The sequence below is a fragment of the Ensifer adhaerens genome (genome assembly GCF_013283195.1).
GTDB lineage: Bacteria > Pseudomonadota > Alphaproteobacteria > Rhizobiales > Rhizobiaceae > Ensifer > Ensifer adhaerens_G.
Window position 1 is genome coordinate 918687 of record NZ_JABEKT010000001.1, and the last position, 23095, is coordinate 941781.

The 23095-nt window shown below is 62.2% G+C and carries 23 protein-coding genes, 1 tRNA gene and 1 riboswitch; of the genes, 15 read left to right on the top strand and 9 right to left on the bottom strand.

The features are described 5' to 3' along the window. Positions 1 to 13: 13 nt before the first annotated feature. Positions 14 to 913, bottom strand: coding sequence for a polyphosphate kinase 2 (ppk2, locus tag LPJGGPFB_RS04325; RefSeq protein ID WP_173418897.1), 900 nt, complete (start codon positions 911 to 913; stop codon positions 14 to 16). 147 nt (positions 914 to 1060) lie between these two features. On the opposite strand from ppk2, the gene phoR reads away from it, so the two are divergent. The 7 genes from phoR (at position 1061) to phoB (ending at position 8924) form a co-directional block, all read left to right on the top strand. Beyond that, a complete protein-coding gene (gene phoR / locus LPJGGPFB_RS04330) occupies positions 1061 to 2317 on the top strand; it encodes a phosphate regulon sensor histidine kinase PhoR (RefSeq protein ID WP_210264429.1) in 1257 nt (418 codons plus the stop codon). A 194-nt stretch (positions 2318 to 2511) separates the two neighbouring features. Next, complete coding sequence (locus LPJGGPFB_RS04335) at positions 2512 to 3546, top strand: substrate-binding domain-containing protein (RefSeq protein ID WP_173418899.1); 1035 nt, start codon at positions 2512 to 2514, stop codon at positions 3544 to 3546. A gap of 96 nt (positions 3547 to 3642) precedes the next feature. Then, on the top strand, positions 3643 to 5127 hold the full coding sequence (pstC, locus tag LPJGGPFB_RS04340) for a phosphate ABC transporter permease subunit PstC (protein ID WP_173418900.1): 1485 nt from the start codon (positions 3643 to 3645) through the stop codon (positions 5125 to 5127). Beyond that, entirely contained in the window at positions 5124 to 6446 is a 1323-nt protein-coding gene (gene pstA, locus LPJGGPFB_RS04345) for a phosphate ABC transporter permease PstA (protein WP_173418901.1), read from the top strand. Before pstC ends, pstA begins: the two co-directional genes overlap by 4 nt. A gap of 13 nt (positions 6447 to 6459) precedes the next feature. Continuing rightward, positions 6460 to 7275, top strand: coding sequence for a phosphate ABC transporter ATP-binding protein PstB (pstB, locus tag LPJGGPFB_RS04350; protein ID WP_115418563.1), 816 nt, complete (start codon positions 6460 to 6462; stop codon positions 7273 to 7275). Positions 7276 to 7328: 53 nt separating this feature from the next. After that, the gene (phoU, locus tag LPJGGPFB_RS04355) at positions 7329 to 8042 is read left to right on the top strand and encodes a phosphate signaling complex protein PhoU (RefSeq protein WP_112809004.1); all 714 of its coding nucleotides are present in this window, start codon (positions 7329 to 7331) and stop codon (positions 8040 to 8042) included. Between the two features lie 198 nt (positions 8043 to 8240). Further along, a complete protein-coding gene (phoB, locus tag LPJGGPFB_RS04360; RefSeq protein WP_025425800.1) occupies positions 8241 to 8924 on the top strand; it encodes a phosphate regulon transcriptional regulator PhoB in 684 nt (227 codons plus the stop codon). A gap of 61 nt (positions 8925 to 8985) precedes the next feature. Here the strand turns inward: phoB and LPJGGPFB_RS04365 are convergent, their stop codons facing one another. Next, complete coding sequence (locus tag LPJGGPFB_RS04365; protein ID WP_173418902.1) at positions 8986 to 9510, bottom strand: GcrA family cell cycle regulator; 525 nt, start codon at positions 9508 to 9510, stop codon at positions 8986 to 8988. Between the two features lie 420 nt (positions 9511 to 9930). Between LPJGGPFB_RS04365 and LPJGGPFB_RS04370 the strand changes: the two genes are divergently transcribed. From LPJGGPFB_RS04370 to LPJGGPFB_RS04380, 3 genes are all read left to right on the top strand, one after another. Beyond that, entirely contained in the window at positions 9931 to 11130 is a 1200-nt protein-coding gene (locus LPJGGPFB_RS04370; RefSeq protein ID WP_173418903.1) for an aspartate aminotransferase family protein, read from the top strand. Between the two features lie 128 nt (positions 11131 to 11258). Next, on the top strand, positions 11259 to 12176 hold the full coding sequence (argF, locus tag LPJGGPFB_RS04375) for an ornithine carbamoyltransferase (protein ID WP_173418904.1): 918 nt from the start codon (positions 11259 to 11261) through the stop codon (positions 12174 to 12176). Between the two features lie 241 nt (positions 12177 to 12417). Then, complete coding sequence (locus tag LPJGGPFB_RS04380; protein WP_173418905.1) at positions 12418 to 13407, top strand: Hsp33 family molecular chaperone; 990 nt, start codon at positions 12418 to 12420, stop codon at positions 13405 to 13407. Positions 13408 to 13511: 104 nt separating this feature from the next. Here LPJGGPFB_RS04380 and apaG read toward each other — a convergent pair whose 3' ends face one another. Continuing rightward, complete coding sequence (gene apaG, locus LPJGGPFB_RS04385) at positions 13512 to 13904, bottom strand: Co2+/Mg2+ efflux protein ApaG (RefSeq protein ID WP_173418906.1); 393 nt, start codon at positions 13902 to 13904, stop codon at positions 13512 to 13514. A gap of 111 nt (positions 13905 to 14015) precedes the next feature. Here apaG and LPJGGPFB_RS04390 point away from each other — a divergent pair, with 111 nt between their 5' ends. Then, positions 14016 to 14630: a CDP-alcohol phosphatidyltransferase family protein gene (locus tag LPJGGPFB_RS04390; RefSeq protein ID WP_173418907.1), complete on the top strand. Its 615-nt coding sequence runs from the start codon at positions 14016 to 14018 to the stop codon at positions 14628 to 14630. A 40-nt stretch (positions 14631 to 14670) separates the two neighbouring features. On the opposite strand, the gene LPJGGPFB_RS04395 is transcribed toward LPJGGPFB_RS04390, so the two are convergent. Continuing rightward, positions 14671 to 15855 carry an O-succinylhomoserine sulfhydrylase gene (locus LPJGGPFB_RS04395; RefSeq protein ID WP_173418908.1) on the bottom strand — a complete coding sequence of 395 codons (1185 nt, stop codon included), beginning with the start codon at positions 15853 to 15855 and terminating at the stop codon, positions 14671 to 14673. A 44-nt stretch (positions 15856 to 15899) separates the two neighbouring features. Further along, positions 15900 to 15978, bottom strand: a riboswitch (SAM riboswitch). Positions 15979 to 16052: 74 nt separating this feature from the next. On the opposite strand from LPJGGPFB_RS04395, the gene LPJGGPFB_RS04400 reads away from it, so the two are divergent. From LPJGGPFB_RS04400 to LPJGGPFB_RS04410, 3 genes are all read left to right on the top strand, one after another. Then, positions 16053 to 17150, top strand: coding sequence for a 2'-deoxycytidine 5'-triphosphate deaminase (locus tag LPJGGPFB_RS04400; protein WP_173418909.1), 1098 nt, complete (start codon positions 16053 to 16055; stop codon positions 17148 to 17150). A gap of 80 nt (positions 17151 to 17230) precedes the next feature. Beyond that, positions 17231 to 17305, top strand: a tRNA-Gly gene (locus LPJGGPFB_RS04405). Between the two features lie 185 nt (positions 17306 to 17490). After that, on the top strand, positions 17491 to 18324 hold the full coding sequence (locus tag LPJGGPFB_RS04410) for a transporter substrate-binding domain-containing protein (RefSeq protein ID WP_173418910.1): 834 nt from the start codon (positions 17491 to 17493) through the stop codon (positions 18322 to 18324). A 55-nt stretch (positions 18325 to 18379) separates the two neighbouring features. Here LPJGGPFB_RS04410 and LPJGGPFB_RS04415 read toward each other — a convergent pair whose 3' ends face one another. From LPJGGPFB_RS04415 to LPJGGPFB_RS04430, 4 genes are all read right to left on the bottom strand, one after another. After that, entirely contained in the window at positions 18380 to 19192 is an 813-nt protein-coding gene (locus LPJGGPFB_RS04415; protein ID WP_173418911.1) for a sterol desaturase family protein, read from the bottom strand. Between the two features lie 97 nt (positions 19193 to 19289). Further along, entirely contained in the window at positions 19290 to 19700 is a 411-nt protein-coding gene (locus tag LPJGGPFB_RS04420) for a tellurite resistance TerB family protein (protein ID WP_173418912.1), read from the bottom strand. 50 nt (positions 19701 to 19750) lie between these two features. Beyond that, a complete protein-coding gene (locus LPJGGPFB_RS04425; RefSeq protein ID WP_173418913.1) occupies positions 19751 to 20584 on the bottom strand; it encodes a thermonuclease family protein in 834 nt (277 codons plus the stop codon). A 13-nt stretch (positions 20585 to 20597) separates the two neighbouring features. After that, positions 20598 to 21242, bottom strand: coding sequence for a S24 family peptidase (locus LPJGGPFB_RS04430; RefSeq protein ID WP_173418914.1), 645 nt, complete (start codon positions 21240 to 21242; stop codon positions 20598 to 20600). Positions 21243 to 21424: 182 nt separating this feature from the next. Between LPJGGPFB_RS04430 and LPJGGPFB_RS04435 the strand changes: the two genes are divergently transcribed. Next, a complete protein-coding gene (locus tag LPJGGPFB_RS04435) occupies positions 21425 to 22513 on the top strand; it encodes a calcium:cation antiporter (RefSeq protein ID WP_173418915.1) in 1089 nt (362 codons plus the stop codon). A gap of 3 nt (positions 22514 to 22516) precedes the next feature. Here the strand turns inward: LPJGGPFB_RS04435 and LPJGGPFB_RS04440 are convergent, their stop codons facing one another. Next, positions 22517 to 23026, bottom strand: a complete 510-nt coding sequence (locus LPJGGPFB_RS04440; protein ID WP_173418916.1) for a winged helix-turn-helix transcriptional regulator — start codon at positions 23024 to 23026, stop codon at positions 22517 to 22519. Positions 23027 to 23095: the final 69 nt, after the last annotated feature.

Sequence of the window (23095 nt, forward strand, 5' to 3'; positions counted from 1 at the left end):
TCGCGGGCTTCGGCTATTTCAGGAAGCCGGGGCCTGAACCGACGATCTTGTCGTCGATCTCGCCGATTGCATCCTTGTCCTTGCCCTCGTAATCGAGCTTGGACAGGATGTGGCGAATGAGATTGATCCGTTCGCGTCGTTTGTCGTTGCCTCGCACGATTGTCCACGGCGCATGGTCCGTGTGGGTCGCCTTCAGCATCTGGTCGCGCTTCTCGGTGTAGTCGTCCCATTTGTTAAGTGCTGCGATATCCATCGGCGACAGCTTCCAGATCTTCAACGGATCATGGCGACGGTCGTGAAAGCGCTTGAGCTGCATTTCGCGGCCGATATCGATCCAGAATTTGAACAATTGAATGCCCTCGTGCACGATCATCTTCTCGAAGCGCGGCACCTGCTTGAGAAATTGTTCGTGCTGCTCTGGCGTGCAGAAGCCCATGACCGGCTCGACGCCGGCGCGGTTGTACCAGGAGCGGTCGTAGAGCACGAGTTCGCCCGCTGTCGGCATGGTCGCGATGTAGCGCTGGAAGTACCATTGCCCACGCTCGGTCTCGGTCGGCTTCGTCAAGGCGACCACGCGGGCCCAGCGGGGATTAAGGTTGCTGCTGGTGGCATGGATGGCGCCGCCCTTGCCGGCCGCGTCCCGGCCCTCGAACAGCGCGATGATGCGCTTGCCGGTCGCCTGCTGCCAGAGCTGCAGCTTGACCAGTTCGATCTGAAGCGTTTCCAGCGTCTTCAGGTAGTCGTCGTCGTCGTCGAGCTTCTTCTTGTAGGGAAAGCCGCCGGAGGCAAAGGCCGCCTCGTCGATCCACTTCGGCAATTCCGGGTTGTCGACGTCGAAGAGCCGCTTCTTGCCGCCGATATCGAGCTCCACCGCCCGGCTTTCGGTCTTCGTTGCCGCCTGCGTTGACGCCATGTGGTCTTCCTCCAGCCCGAGCGATTTCCTGTGAGGAGGCCACAATTGCATTGCGGATTCAAGCGCGTCGTGAAAATCATGTCATGAAGCGTCGTTATCTCTCGACCATTTGAGGCCGGGAGGAAGACCAAAGTGATTCATGAGGATATGGTGCTGGACGGTTCCAAGGCGTTCTGGCGGACGCTCGTGCCGCGGTTGAAGGCGGAGCGCTGGCTGCTCGGCCTGACGGCGCTGCTGGCAGTCCTTGCGACCATTGCTGGCATTCATTTTCTCGCTGTCCTGCCGTTCTGGATCGTGCTTGCCGCCGCCCTGCTCAACCGCAGTGCGCCCTCGGCGCTGCCAAAGGCCGCAAAAGCGGCCAAGGTGGCAGCCGTGACGGGTGGCGCCAGCGACGCGCTGATCCCGGCCTTGAACGCGCTTGATATGCCGGTTCTGGTCGTGGCGGTCGATGAAACCGTCGTCTTCCAGAATATCGCGGCCGAAAAGGCTTTCGGCACCATTCCGCCCAACAGCTATCTCGCAGCCCGCGTCCGTTCGCCCGGCATTCTCGATATGGTTCGCGAGACGATCGCGACCGGCAAGATCAACCAGATCGAACACACCGAGCGTCTGCCGTCCGATGCGGTCTACGTGGTCAGGGTGGCGCCCGCCGAAATTGGCGGCGACGGTCCGTGGAGCCGGGTCTTCCTGCTCACCTACCGCGACATCTCGCAGGCCCGCCGCATCGATCGCATGCGCTCGGATTTCGTTGCGAATGCCAGCCACGAGCTGCGCACGCCGCTGGCATCGTTGCGCGGCTTCATCGAGACGATGCAAGGCCCGGCGCGCAACGATCTGAAGGCGCAGGAAAAGTTCTTCGGCATCATGCACGAGCAGGCGACGCGCATGAGCCGGCTTGTCGACGACCTCCTGTCTTTGTCGCGGCTGGAGCTGAAATCCCACATCGCACCTGACGATACGATCGACCTACGCCCGCTGCTCGGCCATGTCCGTGACAGTCTTGCGCCGCTTGCGAGCGATCTCGACGTGACGATCACGCTGACGATGCCGGATAGTCCCGTTGTCGTTCAGGGGGACCGCGACGAGCTGACCGAGGTGTTCGAGAACCTGATCGAGAACGCCTGCAAATACGGCCAGGAAGGCAAGAAGGTCGATGTCGAGCTTTCCGGCGGCGAAGGCGGGCAGGCCGAGGTCGTCGTCAGAGACTATGGCCCCGGCATTCCTGCCGAACATGTGCCGCGCATCACCGAGCGGTTCTACCGCGTCAATGTCGAGGCGAGCCGCTCGAAAAAGGGTACCGGTCTCGGCCTTGCGATCGTCAAGCACATCCTGACCCGCCATCGCGCGCGGCTCCTGATCCACTCGGAGCTGGGCAAGGGCACGGTGTTTACCGTGCGTTTTTGACATATTGGCGCTGGATAACGTTGCGCTGTTCATTTTTCATTATGATTTTCAATGACATGAGCTGTCATAAATGTTTCGCGAAACTGACATAAAAGGTGTGGCTATCGGCGGCTAGTTAGGGGCAGCCGATCAGACGGCGAAGAGCGCTGCAACGCTTGGCGCACTCAACACAAGCCCATTCCGGGAGAACTTTTATGAAAGCTCTTAAACTCACTGTCGCGGCGCTCGTCGCATCCGCCGCGTTCGCTGGCGTGGCTGTCGCGCGCGATCAGGTTCAGGTCGCCGGCTCCTCGACGGTTCTTCCCTACGCAAAGATCGTCGCCGAGACGTTCGGCGAGACCTTCCCGGACTTCAAGACCCCGGTTGTTGAATCCGGCGGCTCCTCGGCTGGCCTGAAGGAATTCTGCAAGGGCGTCGGCCCTGACACCATCGACATCGCCAACTCCTCGCGCAAGATCAAGGACAGCGAAGTCGAGGCCTGCAAGGCCGCCGGCGTCACCGAAATCCAGGAAATCCAGATCGGTTACGACGGTATCGTTTTCGCAACCGACGCCGGCAATGCCGACCTCGCTCTGAAGCCCGTCGATCTCTACAAGGGTCTGGCTGCTGAAGTCGTCGTCGACGGCAAGCTCGTCGCCAACCCCTACAAGAAGTGGTCTGAAGTCAACGCCGCTCTGCCGGACGCCGATATCGCCGCCTTCATCCCGGGCGAAAAGCACGGCACGCGCGAAGTCTTCGAAGAGAAGATCCTGGCTGCAGGCTGCAAGGAAGCCGGCGCCCTCGACGTCATCAAGGCTGCCGTTGCCGATGAAAAGCAGCAGCACAGCAAGTGCGTCGCAGTCCGCAAGGACGGCCTGGCTGTCGACATCGACGGCGATTACACCGAAACGCTGGCGCGTATCGCCGCCAACAAGAACGGCATCGGCGTCTTCGGCCTGTCTTTCTATGAAAACAACGCCGACAAGCTGAAGGTCGCCACCGTCAACGGCATCGTTCCGTCGACCGAAACGATCGCTTCCGGCGAATACCCGGTTTCGCGCCCGCTCTACTTCTACGTCAAGAAGGCGCACCTCGGCGTTATCCCGGGCCTCAAGGAATATGTTGAGTTCTTCCTCGACGATCAGATGATCGGCCCGGAAAGCCCGCTTGCCGAATACGGCCTCGTCGCTGCTCCGGATGCCGAGCGCGAAGAGATCCGCAAGGCTTTCGCAGCCGGCAACATGCTCTGATACTGACAAGCCCCGGCGCGACATTGCTCGCGCCGGGGCATGCCTCCATCCGAACTGCCGGCAGCGCCTTGAGCGCCACGCCGCGGAGACGTGCCGATGAGTACTTCATTTCTTCTTTTGCTCATTGTTTTAATTGGCTTTATTTCTTATTTTGCGGGCCGTGCGCGCTCCTTCGCGCAGGCTGGCGGCAAGCTCTCCAATCTGCATTCCTTGCCCGGCTATCATGGCAGTTACGTTGCGATCTGGGCGATCCTCCCGGCAGCCCTGGTGCTCGGTGCCTGGCTCGTCGCTGCACCTGTCTATATCGACTCCAGCACCCGGGCGGTGTTGCCAGAAACGGTGCAGGCGCAGGGTGGCGCGACTGTCGAACTGGCACTTGGCCAGGTCAAGTCGGTTGCCGGTGGACTGAAGCGGCTGACGGCCGAAGAAGTTTCCGCGCTTGAAAGCGGTTCGGCCAATCTTCGCTCCACGCTTGCTGCCAAGGGCGTGGCCCTGGCGGGTGAGGGTGAGCCCTACATGATCACTGCTGCCCAGCATTTCAACGCGATGACCGTCACCAATCGCTGGCTGATGAGCGCGGTCGTGCTGCTGATCGCCATTGCCGGCGGCGTTTATGCCATCCGCAACATCGCCACCCGTTTCCGCGCTCGCAATCAGGTCGAGCGCGTCATGCTCGGCGCACTGGTCGTCGCCTCGTCGATCGCCATCCTGACCACGGTCGGCATCATCGCTTCGATGCTGTCGGAAGCGGGCCGCTTCTTCACCATGGTTTCGCCCTTCGAGTTCTTCTTCGGCACCGTCTGGGACCCGCGGTTTGCGGCTGCAGGCAGTGGCGGCGCCTCCGGCCAGTTCGGCCTGATCCCGCTGCTCGCCGGCACGCTCTACATCGCCTTCGTCGCCATGCTCTTCGCGGTGCCGATCGGTCTTTTCGCAGCCATCTACATGGCGGAATATGCAAGCCCGCGCCTACGTTCGACGGCAAAGCCGCTGCTGGAAGTGTTGGCGGGCATCCCGACCATCGTCTACGGTTTCTTCGCACTCGTGACCGTCGGCCCGTTCCTGCGCGATATTTCCGCCCAGCTGAACGGTCTGGTCACCGGCAACTATCAGAACTTCATCCAGGCACAGAGCGTCCTCACCGCCGGCATCGTCATGGGCATCATGCTGATCCCGTTCGTTTCCTCGCTGTCGGACGACATCATCACCCAGGTGCCGCGGGCGCTGCGTGACGGATCGCTCGGTCTCGGTGCCACCCGTTCCGAAACGGTCAAGAAGGTCATCCTTCCCGCAGCACTTCCGGGCATCGTCGGCGCACTGCTGTTGACCGCCTCGCGCGCCGTCGGCGAAACGATGATCGTGGTGCTGGCCGCCGGTGTCGCCGCCCGCATGCAGATCAATCCCTTCGAGCCGATGACGACGGTGACGGTCAAGATCGTCAACCAGTTGACGGGCGACCTTGAGTTCACCTCGCCGCAGACGCTGGTCGCGTTTGCGCTCGGCATCACGCTCTTCGTCATCACGCTCGGCCTCAACATTTATGCGCTCTACATCGTGCGCAAGTATCGGGAACAGTACGAATGACCGACATCGCTTCCCCGGCCGTCCGGATCTCCACCCGTCCCGCATCCGCAAAGCGTGATATCGGCATCAAGCGCCGCTACGCCGCCGAGCGTCGGTTCCGTGCCTATGGCATCGGCGCCATAAGCCTCGGTCTATTCTTCCTCGCCCTGTTGCTGTGGACCGTGTTCTCCAACGGCTACACCGCGTTCCAGCAGACGACGATCACGCTGCCGATCGAATTCACCGAAAAGGTCATCGACCCCAAGGGTGAGCGTACGACCGACGGCAAGGTGCTAATGACCGCCAACTATCCGCTCCTGGTGCGCGATGCGTTGATCAAGCAGCTCGGTATCGACGCAAGCAAGCGTCCGCTGGTCAAGCAGGCGACCGACATGGTCTCGGCGAGTTCCCGCACGCTGTTGCGCGACATCGTTGTCGCCGACCCCTCGGTCATCGGCAAGACCATACCGGTGACGTTGCTCGCAGAAGCCAATGTCGACTCCGCCTTCAAGGGGCAGATCGACCTGGCGGTCGACCAGAGCAAGCGCAAGGTCAAGGACCAGCAGGTCACCTGGATGAACGAGCTGGCCAGCGCCGGCGTCCTGAAGAAAAGCTTCAACACCGGCATCTTCACCTTCGGTGCGTCCAGCCGTCCGGAAGCCGCCGGTGTGGGTGTTGCCGCTCTGGGCTCTCTCTACATGATGCTGATCGTGCTGGTGCTGTCGCTGCCGATCGGTGTCGCCGCCTCGATCTATCTCGAAGAGTTTGCGCCTAAGAACAGGCTGACCGACCTGATCGAGGTCAACATCAACAATCTCGCTGCCGTGCCGTCGATCGTCTACGGTCTCCTCGGTCTGGCAGTCTTCATCAACTTTGCCGGCATGCCGCGGTCTGCGGCGGTCGTCGGCGGTCTGGTGCTGACGCTAATGACGCTGCCGACGATCATCATCGCCACCCGCGCGGCGTTGAAGGCGGTGCCACCGTCGATCCGCTCGGCAGCTCTCGGTCTCGGTGCGTCGAAGATGCAGACCATCTTCCATCACGTGCTTCCGCTGGCGATGCCTGGCATTCTGACCGGCACGATCATCGGCCTTGCCCACGCACTTGGCGAAACCGCGCCGCTGCTGTTGATCGGCATGGTCGCCTTCGTCGTCGACTATCCCGGCTCGCCGATGGAACCGTCAACGGCCCTGCCAGTGCAGATCTACATGTGGGCCAACGAAGCGGAACGCGCCTTCGTCGAGCGCACATCCGGTGCAATCATCATTCTTCTCATCTTCCTCGTCGTCATGAACCTTGGCGCCATTCTGTTGCGACGTCGCTTTGAGCGCCGTTGGTAGTGAGGTAATTACTATGAACATCATGTCAGAAGCAGCAGTCGAAAAAGCCTTGGATCAGAAAATGAACACCGTGCCCTACAAGATGATCGGCAAGGATGTGTCGGTCTATTACGGCGAGAAGCGCGCGCTTTTCGACGTCAATCTCAACATCCGCGAGAACACGGTGACCGCGCTGATCGGCCCGTCGGGCTGCGGCAAGTCGACCTTCCTGCGCACGCTGAACCGCATGAACGACACCATCGAGAACTGCCGCGTCACCGGCAAGATCACGCTCGATGAAGACGATATCTACGATCCGACGATCGACGTCGTCGAACTGCGCGCCCGCGTCGGCATGGTGTTCCAGAAGCCGAACCCGTTCCCGAAGTCGATCTACGACAACGTCGCCTACGGCCCGCGCATCCACGGGCTTGCCCGCACCAAGTCGGAGTTCGACGATGTCGTTGAAACCAGCCTGCAGAAGGCTGGCTTGTGGAACGAGGTGAAGGACCGCCTGCAGGAGCCCGGCACCGGGCTTTCCGGTGGCCAGCAGCAGCGTCTGTGCATCGCGCGCGCCGTTGCCGTCAGCCCGGAAGTGATCCTGATGGACGAACCGTGCTCGGCGCTCGACCCGATCGCGACGGCCAAGGTCGAGGAGCTGATCCACGAACTGCGCACAAACTTCACCATCGTCATTGTCACCCACTCGATGCAGCAGGCAGCGCGCGTTTCACAGCGCACCGCCATGTTCCATCTCGGCAATCTTGTCGAGGAGAACGATACCGACAAGATGTTCACCAATCCGGATGACCAGCGTACCCAGGACTACATCATGGGCCGCTTCGGCTGATCGCCGAAGCTCGCCTTCACCCCGTTTCCTGAACGCGCCCGCAAGGATCACAGATTATGTCCATGCACATAATGTCCGCCTATGACGAAGAACTGAAATACCTGACACGCCGCATCTCCGAGATGGGCGGCATTGCCGAGCAGATGGTGGGCGAATCCGTCCGCGCGCTGGTCAATTCCGACCTCGCCTTGGCGCAGAAAGTGATTTCCGACGACACCATCCTCGATGAAGCCGAGCGCCAGATCGGCGAAAAGGCGATCATCACCATTGCCAAGCGTCAGCCAGTCGCTGCCGACCTGCGCGAGATCATGGGGTCGATCCGCATCGCCTCCGATCTGGAGCGCGTCGGCGACCTCGGCAAGAACAACGCCAAGCGCGTCATCGCCGTTGCCGGCTCCGGCATCCCGCGCAAGCTGGCGCGTGGCCTCGAGCACCTGGCCGAACTTGCGCTCGTGCAGCTCAAGGAAGTCCTCGACGTCTACGCCTCGCGCTCGCCGGAGAAGGCCAACAGCATCCGTGAGCGCGACGAGGAGATCGATGCGATCTACACCTCGCTGTTCCGCGAGCTGCTCACCTACATGATGGAAGATCCGCGCAACATCACGCCCTGCACGCATCTTCTGTTCTGCGCCAAGAACATCGAGCGCATCGGCGACCATGCCACCAACATCGCCGAGACGATCTATTACATGGCGACGGGCGCCCAGCCGGAAGGCGAACGTCCGAAGGACGACAATACGTCGACGCTGGGTGCCGTAAAGGACTAAGCCCGGATACGTTCGAGTGCCTGCTTTTGAACCTCATCCGGTCGCAGCCACGGTTGCGGCCCCGCTTTGCTGTGTCTGTAGCCACCCGATTTCGCGCGTGCGTTTGAAATCGCCCGGAACGCTTCAGATGCTATATGTTCGAGCATCACGTCGCGTTCGATCGAACACGGGATGCTCTGGGTAAGGAGACGTTACCTGATGTTGCCGAAAATCGCCGTTGTCGAAGACGAAGAGGCGCTGAGTGTGCTCTTGCGCTATAACCTCGAAGCCGAGGGTTTCGATGTCGATACGATCCTGCGTGGGGATGAGGCCGAGATCCGTCTGCAGGAGCGCCTGCCGGATCTCTTGATCCTCGACTGGATGCTGCCGGGTGTTTCCGGCATCGAGCTTTGCCGACGCCTTCGCCAGCGCCCGGAGACCGAGCGCCTGCCGATCATCATGTTGACGGCGCGGGGCGAGGAGAGCGAGCGGGTTCGCGGCCTTGCCACCGGTGCCGACGACTATGTGGTCAAGCCGTTCTCGACCCCTGAGTTGATGGCCCGCGTCAAGGCGATGCTGCGGCGTGCCAAGCCCGAAGTTCTGTCTACGCTGCTGCGCTGCGGCGATATTGAACTCGACCGCGAAACCCACCGGGTGCATCGCCGCACGCGCGAGGTCCGCCTCGGTCCGACGGAATTCCGCCTGCTCGAATTTCTGATGTCCTCTCCGGGTCGGGTTTTCTCGCGGTCGCAGCTTCTCGACGGCGTCTGGGGCCACGATATCTATGTCGACGAGCGCACCGTCGATGTGCATGTCGGCCGCCTGCGCAAGGCGCTGAATTTTTCGAGCATGCCGGATGTCATCCGCACCGTTCGCGGTGCCGGCTACTCGCTCGAGAGCTGAGCCATTCATCCAATAAAAAAGGGGCCGCGCGGCCCCTTTTTCATGTGTTGTCTTCGAAGCCTTAGCGAGCGCGGCGGCGCTCGGCGGACGGCTGGTAGGCAAGCCGCGCATGGAAAGTGCAATAGGGCGAAGCTTCCGGAGAGTCGTTGCCGCAGAAGTGGAACTCTTCCTTCAGCGGGTCGCCGATCGGCCACTTGCAGGTGCGCTCCGTCAACTGCGTCAGCTCAAGGCGGCGCGACATCGGCACGACCACATCCGTCCGAACGCTGAAATCCTGTTCGGCAACGAAATCGACTTCGACCTCTTCCTTGAGGACGGTGGCGCCAGCCGGGCGGGTAACCGTGCGGGTGGTGACGCGCGAAGCGTAGTTCGGAGCGCGCGGCGCCGAGGTGGCCGGGCGCTGCTTCGGCCGGGTCGCGGCGGCTGTGCCGCCAGCCTTGGCCCTGCCGGGCAGGCTCAGCCGGTGAACCTTGCCGATGACCGCATTGCGGCTGACGCCGCCAAGCTGTGCCGCGATCTGGCTCGCGCTCAGGCCCTCGGACCAAAGCTTCTTCAGTTTTTCCACCCGCTCGTCAGTCCAGTTCATTTCTGCACTCTCCGTTCTCAGCGTTGGCGATGACAGAATCCCTCACCACGCTCCGGACAGGCTCCGGAGCTGCAACGCGATAACACTTTTGGTGACTAGGTCCGCCGCATGCGTCTAGTAATTGAACGTTAACCTACTGACCGGCGGACTCCGTGGCAAGAGTCCGCGGAATCACGCCGAATCGATTTCTTGGTTTTCCCCAACTTGCTCGGTGGGCGTTGTATTTTTGCAAGCCCTGCCGGGTGATTTTTTCGTCGCATGGATGAGCCCGGTCCGACCGCACTGCAAGGCTTGGTTTTGTTGACATTGCGCTGCGAAATAGGAATAGTGCCTGCGCCGCCGCAAGGCGGCATTTTTAATTTTCTGCCGCGCTTAACAGGGCGCGGATCGATGCCGATAGCAATGAAGGAGAGGCTCGCCATGACTGCAACCACGCCGCTTTACGACACCTACATGCGTGCGCCGTTGCGTTTCGAGCGAGGAGAGGGCGTCTGGCTGATTGCCGAAGACGGCACGCGCTATCTCGACTTCGCCGCCGGCGTCGCCGTCAACTCGCTTGGCCATGCGCATCCGCATCTGGTCGAGGCGCTGAAGGCGCAGGCCGAGAAGGTCTGGCATCTGTCGAACCTCTACGAGGTTCCCGGCCAGGAGAGCCTCGCACGCCGGCTGGCGGCAGTGACTTTCGCTGATCGTGTCTTCTTCACCAATTCCGGTGCTGAAGCGCTTGAATGCGCGATCAAGACCGCTCGTCGCTACCACTATGCCAAGGGCAATCCGGAGAAGTTCCACGTCATCACCTTCGAGGGCGCCTTCCACGGACGCACGATCGCGACGATCGCCGCCGGCGGCCAGCAGAAGTATATCGAGGGATTTGGCCCGAAGGCTCCGGGTTTCTATCAGGTGCCCTTCGGCGACATCGCGGCGGTCAAGGATGCGATCACCGACGAGACGGCGGCGATCCTGATCGAGCCGATCCAGGGCGAGGGCGGCATCCGCCCGGTCACCAAGGAGTTCATGCAGGAACTGCGGGCCCTTTGCGACGAATACGGCCTGTTGTTGATCCTCGACGAGGTCCAGACCGGCGTCGGCCGGACCGGCAAGCTTTTCGCCTATGAATGGGCTGGCATCCACCCGGATATCGTCGCTGTCGCCAAAGGCATCGGCGGCGGCTTTCCGCTCGGCGCGTGCCTCGCGACGGAAGAGGCGGCTGCCGGCATGGTCGCCGGTACACACGGTTCGACCTATGGCGGCAACCCACTTGCCATGGCGGTCGGTAACGCCGTGCTCGACGTCATCCTGGCCGACGGTTTCATGGAGCATGTCCGCGACGTCGCCCTGGTCTTCCGCCAGGGGCTCGCGTCGCTCAAAGATCGTTTCCCCGATGTGATCGAGGATATCCGCGGCGACGGGCTGATGCTCGGCATCAAGGTCAAGGGGCCTTCGGCGGATCTCCTGAAGGCAATCCGTGCCGAGAAACTGCTGGCCGTTCCGGCCGGCGAGAACGTGTTGCGTCTGCTGCCGCCGCTGACCGTGACGGCCGAAGAGGCGCGTGAGGGTCTGGCGCGCATCGAACGCGCAGCTGAAGCGGTGAGAAGCGCGAGCGGCACTGCCGCAGCCTAATTTTTGAACCCGGAGATCGGCAGCGATTTTCCTAAGGGTCCATGCGTGAACCCGAGGCGTCGAAGCGTTTTTTAGTCTTCGACCCCGGCCGCGCTTCAGGACCATTCTGAGGACAGGAATTGACTACGATGGCAGGCACAAGACACTTCATCGATCTTTCGGCCATGACGGCAGCGGATCTCAGGACGATCATTGACGACGCGCGCGTGCGAAAGACGGCGACCAAGGCCGGAACCGCCGAAAAGCCGCTCGCCGGCAAGATGCTGGCGATGATCTTCGAAAAGCCGTCCACCCGTACCCGCGTTTCCTTCGATGTCGGCATGCGCCAGCTCGGCGGCGAGACCCTGTTTCTCTCTGGCACCGAGATGCAGCTCGGCCGCGCCGAGACCATCGGCGATACCGCCAAGGTGCTGTCGCGCTACGTCGACGCGATCATGATCCGCACCACCGATCACCGCCGGCTTCTCGAACTTGCCGAACACGCGACCGTGCCTGTCATCAATGGCCTGACCGACGACACGCATCCCTGCCAGATCATGGCCGACATCATGACCTTCGAGGAGCATCGCGGCCCGGTGAAGGGCAAGACCATCGCCTGGACCGGTGACGGCAACAATGTGCTGCATTCGCTCATCGAGGGCTCGGCCCGTTTCGGCTACCGCATGAACATGGCGGTGCCGCTCGGCTCCGAGCCGCATGACAAGATCCTCAACTGGGCGCGCAACAACGGCGGCGAGGTCCTGCTGTGCCACGAGGCCGAACAGGCCGTTGCCGGTGCCCACTGCGTCGTCACCGACACCTGGATCTCGATGAACCAGGAGCATCGCGCCCGCGGCCACAACGTCTTCCAGCCCTTCCAGGTCAACGAGGCCTTGATGAAACACGCCTCGTCGGACGCCCTGTTCATGCACTGCCTGCCGGCACACCGCGGCGAGGAGGTGACCGACGAGGTCATCGACGGCCCCCAGTCGGTGGTGTTCGACGAGGCGGAGAACCGGCTGCATGCGCAGAAGTCGATCATCGCCTGGTGCATGGGGCTCGTCTGACCGGCGAGCGCGCCCCTTGAAATTTGCCGCGTGCGACCCGATTTAGGCCGCATGCGGGACGTTCCTGGGTCGAAACCACGGACGCACCCTGACGACAGGCAGGGCATGACGGGCCGGAAAATGGCACATGCCTGCTGGACAAATCCGTTTATGGCGGGATCAAATAGGATGACGGGCAGGCTGCGCCGGGGGATGTTCATGTCCTTCGCGCGGCCTTCTCCGGTTACGTAAGGAGCTGCAGATGACTGAGATGGCGCCCGGACTTGGCGAATTCGATTTTGCCGGTGACGACCATGTCGTGCCCTTCCAGGTGGAAGGCCTCGATGTTCGCGGCCGCGCGGTCCAGCTCGGCCCGATGCTCGATGCCATCCTTGAGCGCCACAACTATCCGCTTCCGGTCGCCCGGCTCGTCGCCGAGACCGTGGTGCTGACTGTGCTGCTCGGCACGTCGCTGAAGTTCGACGGCAAGCTCATCGTCCAGACGAAGAGTGACGGTCCCGTCGATCTCGTGGTCGCCGATTTTGCCACGCCCGACAAGGTGCGCGCCTATGCCCGCTTCAACGAGGAAGCGCTTGCCGATGCCTTGAAGGACGGGCGCACGCAGTCGCACGAACTGCTCGGCAAGGGCATTCTCGCCTTCACCATCGACCAGGGCGCCCATACCCAGCGCTATCAGGGTATCGTCGCGCTCGATGGCGCCACGCTCGAGGAAATTGCCGGCGTGTATTTCCGCCAGTCGGAGCAGATCCCGACCAAGGTGCGCCTCGGCGTCGCCGAATTGCTCGACCGCGACGAGAACGGCAAGCCGCGCCATCGCTGGCGTGCCGGCGGCATGGTCGCGCAGTTTCTGCCGGATGCACCGGACCGCATGCGCCAGCCGGATCTTTCGGGCGGCGACGGTGACGACAACGACGATCTCTTCGACGAGGACGATCTGTGGGCGGAAGCCAAGGTCATGGTCGAGACGATCGATGCCGACGAGCTGACCGATCCGATGGTCGGCACGGAGCGCCTTCTCTATCGGCTGTTCCACGAACGCGGCGTTCGCGTTTATCAGCCGCAGGCCGTCTATGATCGCTGCAGCTGCTCGCGCGAAAAGATCCGTTCGGTACTGACCGGGCTGCATGCCGACGACATCGAGAGCACGATCGAGGACGGCTTGATCAAAGTGACGTGCGAGTTTTGTTCGACCACCTATCGCTTCGAGGCGAGCGAAGTCCGCCAGCAGTAAGACCAGAGCATTTTCAGGAAAAGTGCGAAGCGGTTTTCCGTACGGAAATGCGCCAGAGCAGACATGTCGAGCGGCGTTTCCGTTCAAATCGGAAACGCTCGATCCTAGTTCAGGGTTCGCACGAGCCCTGGTGAATCGAGCGAGAAGGCGGGGATGGCCACGTTGAAGTGTTCTCCGCCTTCCGATTCCATGCTGTAGTGGCCGAACATGACGCCAGACGGCGTATCGAGCGGGCATCCGGAAGAGTATTCGTAGGTGTCGCCCGGGTTCAGCAACGGCTGCTCGCCGATGACGCCGGGTCCGCTGACCTCGTCCACCTGACCGTTCTCGTCGGTAATATGCCAGTAGCGCGTCATCAGCCGGACCGCCTCGGTCGAATGGTTGGCGATGACGATGCGGTAGCCCCAGACATAGCGGCTGTCATCCGGATCAGATTGCTCTTCCAGATAGTACGGCTCCACCGTAACTTCTATGTCGCGAGTGAGCGCGCGATACATGGGCAACACCTTGTTTCAAGTCTTTCAGGGTATTCTACAGCAATATGGTTTCGTCAAGAATAACGGCAGGATTGCATGCGTTGCCTGCAACACGGCGGGAAGGCTGCGCCGATGCTTGATGGCGCGGTGAGAAAACATCTGGATCCGATGCTGGATCGCGTGGGCGCCGCGCTCGCCCGCGGGGGTATCAGCGCCAATGCTGTCACGATCGCCGGCCTGGCGCTCGGCCTCGTTGCCGCTGCCCTGATAGCCGGGCAATTCTATCTCGCAGGCGCCATCCTTATCGTCGTCAGCCGGCTTTGCGATGGGCTCGACGGCGCCGTGGCGCGAGCAACGCGCAAGACGGATTTCGGCGGTTTCCTCGATATCGTGCTCGACTTCGTCTTCTATGGCGCCATCCCGCTTGGCTTCATCCTCACCGATCCGCAGGCCAATGGGCTCGCCGGCGGGCTGCTGCTCTTCTCGTTCTACGTCAATGGTGCGAGTTTTCTTGCCTATGCCATCATGGCCGAGAAGCGAGCGATGACGACGGATGTGCGGGGGGAAAAGTCGCTCTACTTCACCACAGGGCTCGCCGAGGCGACCGAGACGATCGCCGTCTTCCTGGCCTTCTGTCTGTTCCCGGCGTGGTTTTCGGTACTGGCGACGCTGTTTGCCGTCGTCTGCCTCTACACGGCGCTCTCGCGCATCATGCTCGCGCGAATGGGTTTTCGCGACCGGCAGTAGTGGCCGCCCGCTGTCTGGGCGGCCATCCTGTCCGTCGATGTCAGGCCTTGACGCTCTTCAGCGCGCGGGCAAAGTCCTCGACGATGTCGTCGCTGTCCTCGATGCCGGCGGAGAAACGCACGGTGCCGGCGGAGATGCCGAGTTCGTCGCGCGCCTCGTCGGTCAGGTTCTTGTGCGTCGTCGTTGCCGGATGCGTGATCAGGCTCTTGCTGTCGCCGAGATTGTTGGAAATGCGGGCGATCTGCAGTGCGTTCTGCAGCGCGAAGGCCGCGTCCTTGCCGCCCTTGAGTTCGAAGGCGACGAGGGTCGAGCCGCCGGTCATCTGCTTGGCGATGATGTCGGCCTGCGGGTGGTCCTTGCGGCCCGGGTAGATCACCTTGGCGACCTGAGGCTGCTCGGCCAGGAAGTCGGCGACGCGGCGGGCATTCTCCGTCTGCTGCTTGACGCGCAGCGGCAGGGTCTCGATGCCCTTCAGCAGCGTCCAGGCGTTGAACGGCGACATTGCCGGGCCGGTGTGGCGGAAGTAATCGTGCAGATGCTCGTTGATCCAGTCCTTGTCGGACAGCACCACGCCACCGAGGCACCGGCCCTGGCCGTCGATATGCTTGGTGGCCGAGTAGACGACGATATGAGCGCCCAGTTCAAGCGGCTTCTGGAACAGCGGCGTGGCGAAGACGTTGTCGACCACGACCTTGGCGCCGATCTGGTTGGCCAATATGGCAACGCCGGCAATGTCGATGACTTCGAGCGTCGGGTTGGTCGGGCTTTCCAGGAAGAAGACCTTGGTGTTCTTCTGGATTGCCTTTTCCCAGTTGGCGAGATCGCGTCCATCGACCAGCGTGCATTCGATGCCGTATTTCGGCGCCAGCGTCTCGACCACCCAGCGGCAGGAGCCGAAGAGGGCGCGAGCAGCAACGATGTGATCGCCGGCCTTCAGCTGGCAGAGAATGGCGGCGGCGACTGCGGCCATGCCCGATGCCGTGGCGCGCGCATCTTCGGCGCCTTCCAGCATGCACATGCGCTTTTCGAACATGTCGTTGGTCGGGCTGCCGTATCGGGCATAGATGAAGCCTTCGGTCTCGCCCTTGAAGCGCGCTTCCGCCGCCTCGGATGTCTCGTAGACGAAGCCCTGGGTGAGGAAGATTGCTTCGGACGTCTCGCCGTGCTGGGAGCGGGTCGTTCCGCCGTGGACGAGTTGGGTTGCCGGGCGCCAGTTTTTGCTCATGTGACGGTCACCTTCAAAAACAAAAAAACCGGCCGCGTGAAGGGCCGGTTTGATACCCGGCCTTTTTAGCTACTTGTTTAACGTGGCTGCAAGCCGACCGGCCAAATCACCACGGGATAAAGCTCCAATACTGCTTGGGTGCGCTTGCGTCAATTCCTGGAGTTTGGTTTTGTCTCGCAACTGAAAAGAGGATCGAAATGGGCCGCGAGACTGGGATTTTGGCCGACCGCGCGATCGCCGCGCTGTTTGAAGCCGGACGCTTGAAAAGCGAGAAGGCGCTGGATGCCGATCAGATCCAGCCGGCAAGCCTCGATCTGCGCCTCGGCGCCAAGGCGTTTCGCGTGCGTGCAAGCTTCATGCCGGGCCCGTCGCACCTCGTTGCCGACAAGCTTGATCGGCTGAAGCTGCATGTCGTCGATCTCTCCGAAGGTGCGGTGCTGGAGACCGGCTGCGTCTATATCGTGCCGTTGATGGAGAGCCTGGACCTGCCGGAAACCATGTCGGCGTCCGCCAACCCGAAGAGCTCCACCGGTCGCCTCGACATCTTCACCCGCGTCATCACCGATCGCGCCCAGGAGTTCGACAAGATCCCGGCCGGCTATCGCGGACCGCTCTATCTCGAAATCAGCCCGCGCACCTTCCCGATCGTCGTCAGGCGTGGTTCGCGCCTTTCGCAGATCCGCTTCCGCACCGGCCAGGCGCTGCTCTCCGAGCAGGAACTGCTGGCGTTGCATGAAAGCGACGTGCTGGTTGCAAGCGAAAAGCCCAATGTCAGCGGCGGCGGCATCGCGCTGTCGATCGATCTCAAGGGCACCGGTCCGGACGGGCTGATCGGCTATCGCGGCAAGCACCACACCGCCGTCGTCGATGTCGACAAGAAGGCGCAGCACGCGGTCTTCGACTTCTGGGAGCCGCTCTATAGCCGCGGCCGTGACGAGCTGATCCTCGATCCCGACGAGTTTTACATTCTGGTGTCGCGCGAAGCCGTGCACGTTCCGCCGCTTTATGCTGCCGAGATGACCCCGTTCGATCCGCTGGTCGGCGAGTTCCGCGTGCACTATGCCGGCTTCTTTGACCCGGGCTTCGGGCATGCGTCAGCCGGCGGAACCGGCAGCCGCGCCGTACTCGAAGTGCGCAGCCACGAGGTGCCCTTCATCCTCGAGCATGGCCAGATCGTCGGTCGGCTGGTCTATGAGCATATGCTTGAACGTCCGGCAGGGCTTTACGGCCTCGGTCTCGGCTCCAACTATCAGGCGCAGGGCCTCAAGCTCTCCAAGCATTTCCACGCGGAGTAACAGAAAAAGTGCCGTTGCGCGTCGGCGCGGCGCAACGGTGCTTGACAGATGCATGCGGTTGAGGAAGTTTCCGAAACGCTGCGGGTGTAGTTCAGTGGTAGAACGCCAGCTTCCCAAGCTTGATGTCGTCGGTTCGATCCCGATCACCCGCTCCACTTTTCTCTTCAATAACAGCCAGCCCGGCTTTAAGCCGGCATCCCTGCGTGCGACGGACCGACCCGCAGCGCGCCGAAGCCAGTAGCCAGCCCGGTTCCATCCGGCTAATCTCCGCGTCACCCATGAATCATCCGCGGCTTTGCAGGCCGTATGGCATCACGAAGAGACGCGCTGGCCCTTGCCCATGAAAATTCACCGACTGCTGGCCCTCTGCGTCTATCTGATCGCGGCGCCGCTTGCCGCCCAGCCCAAGGACCTGCCCAATCTGTTCGATGCGCGTGAGCGCATCGCTAAGCCGGACCTTACCGGCCTTGCGCGGCTCAGGTTCCTGACGACGGTGGATTTCCCGCCGTTCAACTTCATCGACCAGTCGGGCAAGCTTTCGGGCTTCCATGTCGACCTGGTGCGCGAGATCTGCCGCGAACTCGATATCGAAGCCAAATGCCAGATCCAGGCGGTGACCTATGCCGAGCTGCTGCCGGCGCTGGAAGAAGGCCAGGGCGAGGCGGTCGCAGCCGGCATCGCCGTCAGTCCGGAACTGCGCCAGCGCTTCGGCTTCTCCAGGCCGTTCATGCGGCTTCCCGCGCGCTTCGCCGTCAACACCAAGGCGGCCGGCGCGGTCACGGACCCATCGGGCCTCAAGGGCAAAGTGGTCGGCGTTGTTTCCGGCACCACCCACGAGGTGATGTTCAGGGCTTTCTTCCCCAAGCTCGAGGCCAAGGTCTTTCCGGATCGTGATGCGATGCTCGCCGCCCTGCAGAAGGGCGAGGTAGCGGCCGTCTTTTCCGACGGCATGCAGCTTTCCTTCTGGGTGTCGGGCGGCGCTGCTGCGGGATGCTGCGGGCTTGTCGATGGTGCCTATTTCTCACAGCGCTTTCTGGGGGAAGGCCTGACGATCATGAACCGAAAGGCCGAGCCGGCGCTGACGCAAGCGATCGATCACGCCCTGCTGGCTCTTTCACGCAGCGGCAGGCTCGACGAGATTTACCTGCGCTATTTCCCGAACGGCATCTACTGAAGCCCGTATGTCGTCCGCGCAAAACCGCTGCGCACTTTTGCGCAACATGTTTTGATCAGTTACGCCGGAACGGCAGGAGCAACGACCACAACAACCTGGTCGGCGCACTGCGCCCATAGTCGGTGAGCCCCGTTTCGATCGCCTCGTCGCCCCGTCTGGGCCGGTCGGTATAGGTCGAGAACAGCCGGTCCCAGATCGCCAGGTTGAAGCCGTAGTTCGAATCTGTCTCCGAGCGCTCGGTCGAGTGGTGGATGCGGTGCATGTCGGGGGTGACGATCAGCGGCCGCAGTGCCCGGTCGAGGCGGGGCGGCAGCCGCAGATTGGCGTGGTTGAACATGGCAGCAGCGTTGAGCACGATCTCGAATAAGAGAACGGCGACGGCAGGCGCCCCGAGCGCGACGATGATCGCGATCTTCCAGGCCATCGAGACGATGATCTCCAGCGGATGAAACCGCAAAGCCGTGGTCAGATCGACGCCCGGGTCGGCGTGATGGACCCGGTGCATCCGCCAGAAGAGCGGAACCTTGTGAAAGGCGACGTGTTCCAGCCAGATGGCAAAGTCGAGCACGACGAAGGCGATCACGCCGGCGACGAGCGGGGGAATGCTCAGTGCAGGTAGCAGACCGTATCCCCGCGCCCCGGCCCAGAGTGCCGCACCGGTCGCCGCAGCCGGGAAGATCAGCCGCAGCGAAAGCGAAGACAGGACCAGAATGGAGAGGTTGGTAAGCCAGCGGCGTGCCTTCAGCGCCTTTTGCAACTCCGGCCGCTCCAGCCGCGGGTGCCAAAGTTCGAGCACCGCCATGGCGGCAAAGACCGAGAGAAAGGCCGCAAGGCGCCACAGGGGTTCTGTCACGCCGAAAAGCTGCATCCGTTACGCCCTCGCTGCCGTCTTTCTGTGAAGCGATATCATGCTTCGGCGGCGCTGCGCCAAGACACGTTGACGTGAGCAGGTCGCGTGGGCGCCGTTACTTGCGAAAACGGGCAAGAGCACCGCGCTCGATTGCAGCGCAGGTAAGCTTGTCGAGGCCCAGGCGATCGCGCAGCAGCTGAAGCAAACGGATTTCCTCGTTGCGGATGCGCTGGTCTGCGGCCGCAATCTCGACGGCAAGTGCATAGGCGGTTTCGTGCAGCCGCTCGGGCAGGGCTTCGCGCACGATCTCGAGCACGATGTCGAGACCCTCGGGGGCGGCGAGTTGTGCGGCGCATTCGTGGCCGACGAGCACGAGCTGGTCCTCGTCGAAGCCTTCGAAGGCGGGAAGAAACTGCACCAGCCTGCCGATGCGCGCGAACTCGTCGTCGCTCATCTCCCGGTCGACCGCCGACATCATCACCATGACATAGACAAGGGCTTCGTGCTGGCTGAGGCTGGGGGGCATGACGGCTTTCCGGCAAGTGGTTGCAAAGAACTGGTGTGCTTCGCCGTTCCTTACAAGTCCGGTGCCGGTTCGTCCATCGTCGCTGCCGCGCTCGGATCGTCGAACGGCATCGGCGTCTGGCGAAAATCGCGCGGATCGTCGCCGTAAAATCCGACCTTTGCCTTGCGCGCCGCTTCGGCTTGCTCTTCGAGCGCCGAGCCGGCCAACGGCGTCGCCCAGCCGTTGGCGACGAGCCAAGCTGCCAGGTCCTGGCCGCCGACGGTGCAGTGCGCGGTGACGGTGTCGCCCGTTCCGTCGCCGGGAATGTCGCAGCTGACCGCCCGGGCGCGCAGGAAATTGCGAAACGCCGTGCGGGCGACCATGCCGCAGGGCCAGCTCTTGCCGCCGCTTTCGCAGGTCCGTTCCGCCGCCTCCGGCTCGATGCTGTCGAGCTGCAACGTCATCTTGTCGAAGCGGATGAGACCGGCGGCGAGCGCCACCGGCTGCAGGAGGATCGTCGGCGCCTGCGGCTTGTCCTTGGACGTGTCCGACAGTGGTTTGCGCGGCTCGATGCGTTCGAGCGGCTTCGTCGTCACTTCGTCGGGCAGCCCGAACTGCTGCGGTTCGATTGCGCGGGCTGTGGTCTCGGTAGCGTGGGAGCTGCTTTTGCCTTGGCTGCCTGCATCGGGCGCCGTGTCGGCTCCCTGGGGGTCGGACATGTCGAACGGCACGTCTTCAGGCGCGACCGAAGGTTCCGCTTCCCCCATGTCGGGCGTTTCCAGCACGAAGTCCGGCGAGGCAGAACTTTCGCGGTCGCGGATCGTCGCAGCACCCGCATAGAGGATGCCGGTATAGAGCGCCAGGGCGGCAATCCCGCCTGCAAGAGTGATCAGTTGCTGCCGCATCAGGAAAGATGTCCTATTGGCTGGCCCAGATGATTCGGGCGATCCATTCGACTTCGCTCATTTCGAAACTCCGGTTGGGATGTTCCGGGTTGAGCGATAGCAGTTCGATGTTGCGCGGAGTATGCCGCACCAGGATTTTCGCCATGACCTCGCCTTCGCGGGTCTTGACCACGACGCGGTCGCCGCGCCGGACCTGCGCGCCAGGGTCGACGATCAGGACGTCGCCATCGCGATAGAGCGGCAGCATGCTGTCGCCCTGGATCTCCAGCGCATAGATGCCGTCGCGCCGCTCGGCGCCCGCCGGGAAATCGACGACGTCCCAGCCCTGGCCGGCGGGAAACCCGCCATCGTCGAAGAAGCCGCCGGCGCCGGCCTGGGCAAAGCCGATCAGCGGTATGGCGCCCTTGTAAGGTTCGCTTCGGATCGCGTCCGGCCGCATCAGCGCCATGAACTGGTCGATGGTGGCGCCGGTGGCATCCAGCACCTTGGCAATCGATTCCGTCGACGGCCAGCGCTCGCGGCCATCGGCGGACTGGCGCTTGGATTTGTTGAAGGACGTCGGGTCGAGCCCGGCGCGGCGCGCAAGCCCTGATGGCGAGAGCTGATGGCGCTCGGCCAGGGCGTCTATGGCGTGCCAGATTGTGTTGTGTGACAGCATGAATGTCTGGTCCGGGCAGGTGAGCGACGGCCGCTATGCCTGTGTTGGCCAGTAGATTAGCCAAGCGCGCCGGGATGGTAAAGAACAAGGAGGAAAATAATCCTTGTCCGCTCCGATTGAAATAGAGTTTCCTGCTTCTATAGTCCTTATCGTTGCTTGGGTTTGGCCGGCGAGGGGCTGATGTGTTGGCGGTGCTGAAATCCGAACGTCTGCTGCTCGCCGCGTTCCTTGCCGCGGTCGCCGGTTTTGTGCTGGAACACCGCGTGCTTGAGATGGGGCAGACCGCTTCCCTTGTCGGGGCGGCAGCGCTGGTGGCCGCCATCGTGCTGGCGTCGATGCGGGTTGCGCACCATGCCGAAGTTCTGGCGGCAAAGGTCGGCGATCCCTATGGCACGATGATCCTGACGCTTTCCGCCGTGCTGGTGGAAGTGATCATCCTGGCGATCATGATGACCGGCGAGAGCTCTCCAACGCTGGTGCGCGATACGATCTATTCCGCTGTGATGCTCGATATCAACGGCATTCTCGGTCTCGCCGCATTGCTTGGCGGGCTGAAACATGGCGAACAGCCCTACAACGACAATTCGGCGCGCACCTATAGTGTCATGATCCTGACGGCGATGGGGATTTCGATGGTCGTGCCGGAATTCGTGCCGGCCTCGAAATGGCATTTCTATTCGGCCTTCACCATCGGCGCGATGATCATGCTCTACACGCTGTTCCTGCGCATGCAGGTGGGGGTGCACAGCTACTTCTTCAGCTACAGCTATCCCAGGGAAAAAAGTGACGGAAATGCCGCTGCCGACGAACCTGACGAGCCGGTCGTGCCGTCGATCATCATCCTTCTGCTCGGCGTGGTGGTGATCGGCGTGCTTGCTGAAATCATGTCGGGGCTTCTGAATTCAGGGCTCAAGGGAAGTGGTGCGCCGCCGGCGATCGCCGCCATTGTCGTTGCGGCCATCTCGGCATCCCCGGAGATCATGACGGCCATGCGCGCGGCACTTGCCAATCGCATGCAGGCCGTCGTCAATATCGCGCTGGGCGCCTCGCTATCGACCGTTATCCTCACCGTTCCGGTGATGGAAGCGATCGCTCTTTACACCGGTCAGCCCTTCATCATGGCGATGTCGCCGGCGCAGACGGTGATGGTGGCGATCACGCTGATCGTCGCGGCGATCAACCTCAATGACGGCCAGACCAACGCCATAGAGGGCATGACGCATTTCGTGCTGTTTGCCGCCTTCGTCATGCTCTCGATCATCGGTTTGTAGCCGTCAGGCGACAACGCCCTCCAGGGTCTTCCTTGCGATGACATCCTCATAGGCTGCCTGCAGGGTGGCGCGCACGCGCGGCGGGCCGTCGAGGGGCAGGCCGAGATGCTCACATCGAAGCTCGTCCATGAAGCGGTCCCAGAGATCGGGGCCGCCGGTTTCCATCAGTTCGGCCCGGATGCTGAGCTCTTCGCTGACAGCTAAGTAGCGTCGCCCCCAGGCGCCCAGATGCGCCATGATCGGCACCAGCGCGATGGTCATTTCGGTGAGGCTGTAGATCGCCTTCTGCTTGTGCGTCGGGTCGTCGGTCTTGGTCAGCATGCCCTCGTCGACCAGCATCTTCAGCCGATCGGCGAGAATGTTCGAGGAGATGCCTTCCTGCGATCGCAGCAGTTCGCGAAAATGCCTTTTGCCGCCGAAGATCATGTCGCGGATGATCAGCAGGCTCCATTTGTCGCCGAAAACCTCGAGCGAGAGATTGATCGGGCAGCCGGAGCGATGATCGTCTTTCATGGGGACCTCTTCAAAACTGCTTGCATTATTGCAGCAGTGGAATTATCTTGCAACTGCTTTTGAAATGAA